This is a genomic window from Microbacterium sp. B19, from assembly GCF_000333395.1.
Lineage (GTDB): Bacteria > Actinomycetota > Actinomycetes > Actinomycetales > Microbacteriaceae > Microbacterium.
In genome coordinates this window covers 1-9,466 of sequence record NZ_BADA01000361.1, presented here as the reverse complement: position 1 = coordinate 9,466, position 9,466 = coordinate 1, and the positions used below count along the sequence as shown (strand labels likewise).

9 protein-coding genes are annotated in these 9,466 nt (G+C 70.9%); 7 read left to right on the top strand and 2 right to left on the bottom strand.

Features of this window, described 5'->3' with window-relative positions; all coding sequences use genetic code 11:
• Window positions 1-636 precede the first annotated feature (636 nt).
• From dnaK to I5G_RS22370, 6 genes are all read left to right on the top strand, one after another.
• Window positions 637-2,505 (top strand): molecular chaperone DnaK, encoded by a 1,869-nt coding sequence (gene dnaK / locus I5G_RS12860; RefSeq protein ID WP_022879419.1) that lies wholly within the window; start codon window positions 637-639, stop codon window positions 2,503-2,505.
• Window positions 2,506-2,517: 12 nt separating this feature from the next.
• Window positions 2,518-3,123 (top strand): nucleotide exchange factor GrpE, encoded by a 606-nt coding sequence (locus I5G_RS12855; protein ID WP_022879418.1) that lies wholly within the window; start codon window positions 2,518-2,520, stop codon window positions 3,121-3,123.
• 8 nt (window positions 3,124-3,131) lie between these two features.
• The gene (locus I5G_RS12850; protein ID WP_022879417.1) at window positions 3,132-4,115 is read left to right on the top strand and encodes a DnaJ C-terminal domain-containing protein; all 984 of its coding nucleotides are present in this window, start codon (window positions 3,132-3,134) and stop codon (window positions 4,113-4,115) included.
• Between the two features lie 67 nt (window positions 4,116-4,182).
• Window positions 4,183-4,629: a heat shock protein transcriptional repressor HspR gene (locus tag I5G_RS12845; protein ID WP_022879416.1), complete on the top strand. Its 447-nt coding sequence runs from the start codon at window positions 4,183-4,185 to the stop codon at window positions 4,627-4,629.
• Window positions 4,630-4,912: 283 nt separating this feature from the next.
• Window positions 4,913-5,749 (top strand): alpha/beta fold hydrolase, encoded by an 837-nt coding sequence (locus I5G_RS12840; RefSeq protein WP_026095896.1) that lies wholly within the window; start codon window positions 4,913-4,915, stop codon window positions 5,747-5,749.
• A gap of 145 nt (window positions 5,750-5,894) precedes the next feature.
• Window positions 5,895-6,959, top strand: a complete 1,065-nt coding sequence (locus tag I5G_RS22370) for a helix-turn-helix domain-containing protein (protein ID WP_022879414.1) — start codon at window positions 5,895-5,897, stop codon at window positions 6,957-6,959.
• Window positions 6,960-7,078: 119 nt separating this feature from the next.
• Here I5G_RS22370 and I5G_RS22365 read toward each other — a convergent pair whose 3' ends face one another.
• The gene (locus I5G_RS22365) at window positions 7,079-7,675 is read right to left on the bottom strand and encodes a TetR/AcrR family transcriptional regulator (RefSeq protein WP_022879413.1); all 597 of its coding nucleotides are present in this window, start codon (window positions 7,673-7,675) and stop codon (window positions 7,079-7,081) included.
• Window positions 7,676-7,826: 151 nt separating this feature from the next.
• Here I5G_RS22365 and I5G_RS22360 point away from each other — a divergent pair, with 151 nt between their 5' ends.
• Entirely contained in the window at window positions 7,827-8,681 is an 855-nt protein-coding gene (locus I5G_RS22360; protein WP_051038791.1) for a helix-turn-helix transcriptional regulator, read from the top strand.
• Window positions 8,682-8,696: 15 nt separating this feature from the next.
• Here I5G_RS22360 and I5G_RS26755 read toward each other — a convergent pair.
• The coding region (locus I5G_RS26755) for a helix-turn-helix domain-containing protein (RefSeq protein WP_204365562.1) at window positions 8,697-9,466 on the bottom strand (770 nt) is incomplete at its 5' end.

Below are 9,466 nucleotides of genomic sequence, written 5' to 3'. Positions count from 1 at the left end.
CCGAGGGTGCCAGGGGTTTGGGGCGTGTTTGCGTGGTTGGGGCGTGATTCTTGCGCCCCAAACGGAGGAATGCGCCCCAAACCTCGATGGGTGCCCGGATGCCGTAGGCCCGGATGCCGCGGGGCGGATGCCGCGGGGCGGGGGCCGCGGGGCCGGGGTCGCGGTGCGGGGTCTCGCTGCGACACACGTGAGGGTGAGATGCGTTTGGGGCGTGTTTGTGTGTTTGGGGCGTGGTTTTTGCGCCCCGAAGGGAGGGATGCGCCCCAAACCTCGATGGGCGCCCGGACGCCGCAGGCCCGGACGCCGCGGGCCCGGATGCCGCGGGGCAGGGTCGCGGGCCGGGGTCGCGGTGCGGGGTCTCGCTGCGACACACGTGAGGGTGGCAGGGGTTTGGGGCGTCTTTGTGTGTTTGGGGCGTGGTTTTTGCGCCCCGAAGGGAGGAATGCGCCCCAACCCCCACGGGCGGCGGGATGCCGCGGGCCTGGCGCCAGAAGTTGAGCCAATCCATATCAAGTCTGCTTGACGCCCCGAGAGGGCTGCGCTAGCCTTGAGTCATCGCGGCTCAACCCGCGCAGCAGACTTCAGAAGCAACCCCGAGTCGTGGCATCCGCCCGGCTCATGATCAAGGAGACACATATGCCACGTGCAGTGGGAATCGACCTCGGGACGACCAACTCCGTCGTGAGCGTGCTCGAGGGTGGCGAGCCCAAGGTCATCGCCAACGCCGAGGGCTTCCGCACGACCCCCTCGGTCGTCGCGTTCACCAAGGACGGTGAGGTGCTCGTCGGTGAGACCGCGAAGCGCCAGGCCGTGACCAACGTCGACCGCACCGTTTCGTCCGTCAAGCGCCACATGGGCACGACCTGGACGTTCGACGTCGACGGCAAGAAGTGGACGCCGCAGGAGATCTCCGCGCGCATCCTCCAGAAGCTCAAGCGCGACGCCGAGGAGTACCTGGGCGACAGCGTGACGGATGCCGTCATCACGGTGCCCGCGTACTTCAACGACGCCGAGCGTCAGGCCACGAAGGAGGCCGGTGAGATCGCGGGCCTCAACGTCCTGCGCATCATCAACGAGCCCACCGCGGCCGCTCTCGCGTACGGCCTCGACAAGGGCAAGGAGGACGAGCTCATCCTCGTCTTCGACCTCGGTGGTGGAACCTTCGACGTCTCCCTCCTCGAGGTGGGCAAGGACGACGACTTCTCGACCATCCAGGTGCGCGCCACCGCCGGTGACAACCGCCTCGGTGGAGACGACTGGGACCAGCGCGTCGTCGACTACCTGATCACGCAGTTCAAGAACACGACCGGTGTCGACGTCTCGGGCGACAAGATCGCCCTGCAGCGTCTCAAGGAGGCTGCGGAGCAGGCGAAGAAGGAGCTGTCGAGCTCGACTTCGACCTCGATCAACCTCCCGTACCTCTCGCTCACCGAGTCGGGCCCCGTCTCGCTGTCCGAGACGCTCACGCGCGCGAAGTTCGAGGACCTCACCAAGGACCTCCTCGACCGCACCCGCAAGCCCTTCTCGGACGTCATCCGTGAGGCCGGCGTCAAGGTCGACGACATCGCGCACGTCGTGCTCGTCGGCGGTTCGACCCGCATGCCCGCGGTCGCCGAGCTGGTGAAGAAGGAGACCGGTCGCGACGCCAACAAGGGCGTCAACCCCGACGAGGTCGTGGCCGTGGGCGCTGCCCTGCAGGCCGGTGTCCTCAAGGGCGAGCGCAAGGACGTGCTGCTCATCGACGTCACCCCCCTGAGCCTCGGTATCGAGACCAAGGGCGGCATCATGACCAAGCTCATCGAGCGCAACACGGCCATCCCGACCAAGCGCAGCGAGACCTTCACGACCGCCGACGACAACCAGCCGTCGGTCGCGATCCAGGTCTTCCAGGGCGAGCGCGAGTTCACCCGCGACAACAAGCCGCTGGGCACCTTCGAGCTCACCGGTATCGCCCCGGCTCCCCGTGGCATCCCGCAGGTCGAGGTCACCTTCGACATCGACGCCAACGGCATCGTGCACGTGTCCGCGAAGGACAAGGGCACCGGCAAGGAGCAGTCGATGACCATCACCGGCGGCTCGTCGCTGCCCAAGGAGGACATCGAGCGCATGGTCCGCGAGGCCGAGGAGAACGCGGCCGAGGACAAGAAGCGCCGCGAGTCCGCCGAGACCCGCAACCAGGCCGAGACCCTGTCGTACTCGATCGAGAAGCTGATCAAGGACAACGAGGACAAGCTGCCCGCCGAGGTCAAGAACGACGTCCAGGCCGACGTCGACGCCCTCAAGACGGCGCTCGCCGGTGACGACGACGACGCGGTCAAGACCGCGTTCGACAAGCTCAACGCGAGCCAGGGCAAGCTCGGCGAGGCCATCTACGCCTCGTCGCAGGCTGCCGGCGAGCCGGCCGACCCCAACGTCGGCCAGCCCGGCAACGGTGAGACGCCGAACCCCGAGGAAGACGTCATCGACGCCGAAGTGGTCGACGACGAGACCGACGAGAAGAAGTAAGCGATAGAACTGATGGCACACAAGGACGACGAACAGCCCCAGGGCTCGGGCGCCGGTCCTGACGAGACGACGGGGCCGGAGGAGAACACCTCCGGCCCCGCGCCGTCGGACCAGACCCCGGATGCCGAGGGCCTCACGATCGACGACATCCTCGGCGCCGAGCAGACGCCCGAGGCCGCCGCAGAGGGAGCCTCCTCCGACAAGGAGGCCTCGCTGCTGATCGACCTCAAGCGCCTGCAGGCGGAGTACGCCAACTACCGTCGACGCACCGAGGAGCAGCGCGAGCGCGAGATCGAGCGCGCCAAGGGCGAGGCCGTGAAGGGCCTGCTGCCCGTCATGGACGACCTCGACCGCGCCGAGAAGCACGGCGACCTCGTCGAGGGCACCCCCTTCGCCGCGATCGGCGACAAGGTGCGCGCCGTGGCGGAGCGGCTCGGCGTGGTGTCGTACGGCACCGCCGGCGAGCCCTTCGACCCGCAGCACCACGAGGCGATCTTCCAAGCGCCCACGCCCGGCGTGACCCAGGCCACCGTGCTCGAGGTCGTCGAGGTGGGTTACCGCCTCGGCTCCGTCGAGCTGCGGCCGGCCAAGGTCGTCGTCGCCGTGCCGGTCGAGTAGGAGGACGCATGGCGAGTCAGGACTGGTTCGACAAGGACTTCTACAAGGTCCTCGGTGTCGACAAGGGCGTGAGTGCTGCAGATCTCAAGAAGACGTACCGCAAGCTCGCGCGCCAGTACCACCCCGACTCGAACCCGGGTGACGCGAAGGCCGAGGCCAAGTTCAAGGAGATCAGCGAGGCGTACGCCGTGCTGAGCGACCCCGAGCAGCGCGAGGAGTACGACCAGATCCGGGCCATGGGCTCGGGGGCGCGCTTCTCGGCACCCGGGACGGCGGGCGGCGGCGGTTTCGACGACGTCTTCAGCCGGTTCGGGCAGCAGCGCGGGGGAGCGTCGGGCGGTTTCGACGACTTCTTCTCGATGTTCGACCAGCAGGGCGGCGGCTTCGGCTCCGGCCGGTTCGGGCAGCCGTCGGGCGGTTTCCGCGGCTTCGGCGGCCCGCAGCGCGGCGCCGACGTCACGGCCCGGACGACGCTCGACTTCGTCACCGCGGCGAAGGGCGAGACGATCACCCTGCAGGGCGAAGACGGCGTTCCGTTCAAGGTCAAGATCCCCGCGGGTGTCGCCGACGGTCAGAAGATCCGTCTGCGCGGTCGCGGCCGCCCGTCTCCGGACGGCGGCGAGAACGGCGACATCGTCGTGACGGTCGCGGTTCGCCCTCATCCGGTGTTCACCCGCGATGGGCTGAACCTCCGGCTGACGGTCCCGGTGACCTTCACCGAGGCGGCGCTCGGCGCCACGATCGAGGTGCCGACCCTCGGCGGAGACCCCGTGCGGCTGCGTGTCGCCCCGGGCACCCCGTCGGGGCGCGTGCTGCGCGTCAAGGGGCGTGGCATCCATTCGTCCAAGGGCACCGGTGACCTGCTGGCCGAAGTCCAGGTGGCGGTTCCCGCCCACCTCGACGACGACGCCCGCGAGGCCCTCGAGCGCTTCCACGAGCTCGAGCCGAAAGAGAATCCCCGCGCCGACCTGATGGCCAAGGCGCGGCAGTAACGCTGGACTCCTGGCATCCGCCACAATCGGATGCCAGGAGCAGGCGATCGACGAGAGAGGAGAGGCCGTGTCCGAGAAGGAAATCGATGAGGACGCGCCGATCTTCGCGATCGCCGTGGCCGCCGAGCTGTCGAACATGCACCCGCAGACGCTGCGGCAGTACGACCGGCTCGGCCTCGTCGTGCCCGCCCGTACGCAGGGCGGATCGCGGCGGTATTCGAGCCGTCACGTGCAGCAGCTGCGCGAGGTCGCGCGACTGTCGAGCGAGGGCATGAGCCTCCCCGCGATCGCGCGGCTCCTCGCCCTCGAGGAGCGCGTGCACGAACTCGCCCGCCGCGTCAGCGACCTGGAGCGTCAGCTCATGGCGGAGCGCCAGGCGCGCCCCGGTGCGCGCGTGTTCGCCGCCGGAGCTACCGGCTCGGTCGTGACGCTGCGCCACGGCGCCCGCGTGCGCCGCGCGACCGACGTCGTGCTGTGGCGCCCGGGCGGGCTGCTCGACGACGACGAGGACTGACGCGTCTCGCGCCGGCGCGCGGCTGCGGCCGGGCGCCGGCTCCGTGATTCGCCCTATCTCAGTTCGAATGGATGCCAGGCGGCTGAGGTTGCGCGGATCGCTGAGGTTGCGCGGATCGCGCTGAGCTTGTGCAGCCGCCGCGTCTCGCCGCCGGTCGGACGATTCTCGGACGATTGTCGGATGCCACTGTCCCCACCCCCGCCTACAGTGAGGCATGTTCACCGGCGACGCCCCGGAACACACCCCCGGAGGGCGCTCGCCGAACATCCGAGCGGAGGCTGACATGCCATTTGTGACCACGACCGACGGCGCCGAGATCTTCTACAAGGACTGGGGCAGCGCCGACGCCCAGCCCATCGTGTTCCACCACGGATGGCCGCTGTCGTCCGACGACTGGGACGCCCAGCTGCTGTACTTCCTCGACAAGGGCTACCGCGTCATCGCCTCCGACCGCCGCGGTCACGGCCGTTCGTCGCAGATCGGCACCGGCCACGACATGGACCACTACGCCAGCGACGTCAGCGCCGTCGTCGAGCACCTCGACCTGCACAACGCCATCCACATCGGCCACTCGACCGGTGGCGGCCAGGTCGCCCGCTACGTCGCGCAGTACGGTCAGCCGCAGGGTCGCGTCGCCAAGGCCGTCCTCGTCGCCGCCGTGCCCCCGATCATGCTGCAGAGCGACACCAACCCCGAGGGCACCCCGCTGTCGGTGTTCGACGGCTTCCGCGAGGCGCTCGCCGCCAACCGTGCGGAGTTCTTCGAGGCCGTGGCATCCGGCCCCTTCTACGGTTTCAACCGCGAGGGCGTCACCCCCTCGCAGCCCGTCATCGACAACTGGTGGCGCCAGGGCATGACCGGCAGCGCGCAGGCGCACTACCTCGGCATCAAGGCGTTCTCCGAGACCGACCAGACCGAAGACCTCAAGGCCATCACGGTCCCGGTGCTCGTGCTCCAGGGTGACGACGACCAGGTCGTGCCGTACAAGGCCGCCGCGCTCCTGCAGCACGAGCTGCTGCAGAACTCGACCCTCAAGATCTACGAGGGCTACCCGCACGGCATGCTCACGACGCACGCCGACGTGATCAACCCCGACATCCTGGCGTTCATCCAGGAGTAAGTCGGCACTCCGCACACGACGGCGCGCTCCCGCCCGGGGCGCGCCGTCGTCGTTCCAGCGTGGGTGCGGCAGGGCCACGCGCGCCGGCGGGGGCGTCCGTAGCGTGGGCCGTACCCACCCCGGACCGCACGTGAGGAGCCGCACGATGCACCCGCCGCAGATCGTCGACCAGTTGTCCCACGCCCTCGGGCGCCGCGTGACGATCCGCCGCCCCGACGAGCCCGCGGACGCCGCGGCCGACATCGCTTTCGGCGACGGCGCCGCGCTCCGGATCGGCGGCCGGACGCGCGCCCAGATCTCCGCGCGCGAGTGGGCGCTGATCGATGCCGCCGTGCACCTGCTCGACATGGCGGTCGGAGCGAGTCCGGCCGCGCGGCGCGACCGCGTGTTCGCGAGCCTCATCGACGACGACTCGAGCGTGCGCCGGGACGCCCTGTGGGAGCTCCGCTCCCGCCGCTGGATCGACGGACGCGCGGACGGCATCGAGCTGCTCGCGGTCGTGCTCGACCCGGCGCCGGAGTTGCGGATCGTCGCCCTCGGACGACGTCTCGCCGCCGCCGCGCACGGCGCCCTGCAGTTCGTCGGCGCCCGTCGCGGAGCCGCGATCTTCGTGGCATCCCGCTCCGTCGACCTCGACGCCCTGAACAGGACGGTGGATGCCGAGGCCGCCGCGCAGGGCATGACCGCCCGGGGGTTCGCGCTGGCCGCGGGGTCGCCCGACGACGGCGACGTGGATGACGCGGTCTCGCGAGCCATCCGTTCCGCGCACCTGCGCGCGACGCTCCCCGACCAGGTGACCTCGGTGCGCGCCGAGGACCTCGGCGGCTGGGCGCTCGTGCAGACGCTGCCCCGGTCCCGCTCGCTGCTCGTGCAGGCGTGCCCGGCGGCGTTCGTCCTCGCGTCCGCGGAGGACCCGACGCAGCGGGACACCGTCGAGGCGTACCTGGATGCCGCGGGTCGCGCCTCGGTCGCCTGTCAGCGCCTGCACATCCACCGCACGACGCTGTACTACCGGCTGGAGCAGATGCCGGAGGTGGTCCGCGAGGCCCTGGCCGACGGCCTGCAGCGGAGCACGCTGCATCTGACCCTGAAGCTCCTGCGGCTGTGGGACGAGGAGTTGCGCCGCGGAGAGCCGGCCGCGGGGACGCCGGGCGCGGCGACACCGGTCGCCCTGCCGCGCGAGCGCAGCGCGGAGCGGCTGCGCGCGTAGTCCTGCGCGTCGGTCTCCGGAGGCGCGCGGCGGCCGCGGGCGCGGACAGCGCCGGGGCTGGGTGCAGCGCCGCGGGCGCGTGCAGCACCGCGGCTGGGAGCAGCGGCCGCGGCGGACCGTCAGGCCGAGCGCGCGAGCAGCCGCGACGAACGAGCCGCGAGGTCGCGCAGCCGCTCCGGTGGCACGCGCAGACGGCTCAGCTGCACGATGCCCTGCGAGGCGAGCACCGTCGTCTCGGCGGCGCGGCGCGCATCCGCCGGCGTGAGGGCGATGTCACGGGCGTCGGCGGTCTCGCGCAGCCGCGCGGTGAGCGCGGTCTCCATCTCGTCGATCGCGGCGTCGGCCACCGCGAGGACCTCGGGAAACCGGTCGCTGAGCTCGGCGATGCTGTTGAGCATGAGGCATCCGCGGCGGTCCGGGTAGGAGAGGCAGTCGGCGACGACGCGGTCGAGGTACTCCGCGGCGGCGGTCTCGAGGTCGGCACTCGGTCCCGCCGGACCGCCGGAGGCGAGCTCGACGCGGGCCGCGCAGTAGCGGCCGAAGACGCGGAGGAACAGTCCGAGCTTGCTGCCGTAGCGCGCGTACAGGCTGCTCGTGCCGACGCCCGACGCCGTGGCGACCTCTTCGAGCGACGTGCGGTCGTAGCCGCGCGTCCAGAACAGCTCCTGCGCCGTGTCGAGCAGGCTCTGTTCGTCGTATTGCCGAGGCCGACCCATGAGGCAACGCTATCCCGTCGCCCCTGGGTGTTCTCAACGCACTCGTCCGGTTGCGACGCACTCGTGTCCGTTCGTGGAGCACGCGAGGAACCGCTCCCACCGAGAATTGGAGGGAGCATTCCACTACTCGCCGGAGGCTGATGTGCACGACATGGGGAGGCCATTGGCCGAGTTCCTCCGCGACCGCCGCGAGTCACTGACGCCCGAGCAGGTGGGGCTCCCGCGCGAGCCGCGGCGCCGCGTACGGGGGCTTCGCCGCACCGAGGTCGCCGACCTCGCCGGCATCAGCAGCGACTACTACCTGCGCCTCGAACAGGGCCGTGGGCACCAGCCGTCTCGGCAGGTCCTTTCGGCGCTCGGCCGCGCGCTGCTGCTCGACGGCCCCGGCGAGGAGTACCTGCATCGCATCGCGGACCTCTCCGGCGATGCTCCGACGTCCAGCGAGGGCGACCTCCCGGACGGCGTGGCCACCCTCGTCGAGCTCTACGCGGACACCCCCGCCTACGCCCTCAACGGCACCCTCGACGTCGTGGCCGTGAACGCGCCGGGTCGGTTGCTCGCGCCCGACCAGTTGCGCGTCGGCTTCAACCTCCTCGTGTCGGTGTTCGAGCACTTCCCCGAGCCGCATTCCGAGCCGCACTGGCGCCGGACGGCGGAGACGCTCGCCGCCGCCCTCCGGTACTACGCCGATCCCCGGAGCCCGCGGCTGCGCGCGCTCGTGGACGGGCTCTCGGCGAGCGATCCCCGCTTCGCCGCGATCTGGAGCCGCTGCGAGATCCGTCCGCACCGCAGTTCCTGGCCGATGGTGCACATCGAGCCGCACGGCTGGGTGAGCCTGCGCAGCGAGACCCTCGCCGTCCCCGGCACCTCCGGCTACACCGTCACGGTGTTCTTCGCCGAACCGCGCACCCCGGGCGTCGCCGCTCTGCGCGATCTCGTCGCCCGCGCACGGGCGGAGGAGGGGGTGGATGCCGAGCCCCTGGCATCCATCCCGATCGTGCCGTAGGCGCCCGACGTGGGTCTACCCCGCCCACCCGGTCGCGGGCTCGTCGCCGGGGACGATGCCGACGCTCGGCGAGCGGAACCGCCGCTGATACGCCGACGGCGTCGTGCGGTAGCGCTCGACGAACGCGCGGCGGAGCGCTGCGGCGGACGAGAAGCCCGCGGCCGCGGCGGACTCGGCGACCGTGCGTCCGTTCTCGAGCTGGTTGACGGCGAGTTCCAGCCGCAGCGAGGCGATGTACGCGCTCGGCGTGACGCCCAACTCCTCGCGGAGGACGCGGGTCAGGTGCCGCGGACTGACGTTGACGTGCGCGGCGAGCTCGGTCACGGTCGTCGGCCGCGTCGGGTCGTTCGCGACGTACTCCGCCACCGCCTGCGCGAGCGGGGTGCGCGGAGCCGGGAGCTTCAGCGCCGCCGAGAACTGCGACTGCCCCGCCGAGCGGCGCATGTACACCAGCAGGTGCTGCGCGACGCTGCGCGCGACGTCGGTGCCGAGATCCTCCTCGAGCAGCGCGAGCGCGAGGTCGATCCCCGCCGCCACGCCCGCCGACGTGTAGGCGTAGCGGGTCAGCGAATCCATGATCAGCAGCACGTCCTTGCCCTGGTCGCGGAAATACTCGGCAATGGAGGTGCAATAGGCCGCACCCTGCAAGCGCATCAGCGGCGGGGTATCGGCGGGAGCGGCCACTACCACCGAACGCGCCAGGCCTTCGGCGCCCAGGATCTGTTCGATGAATTCCTTGACTTCGCGCCCCCGTTCGCCGATCAGGCCGACCACGATCACGTCGG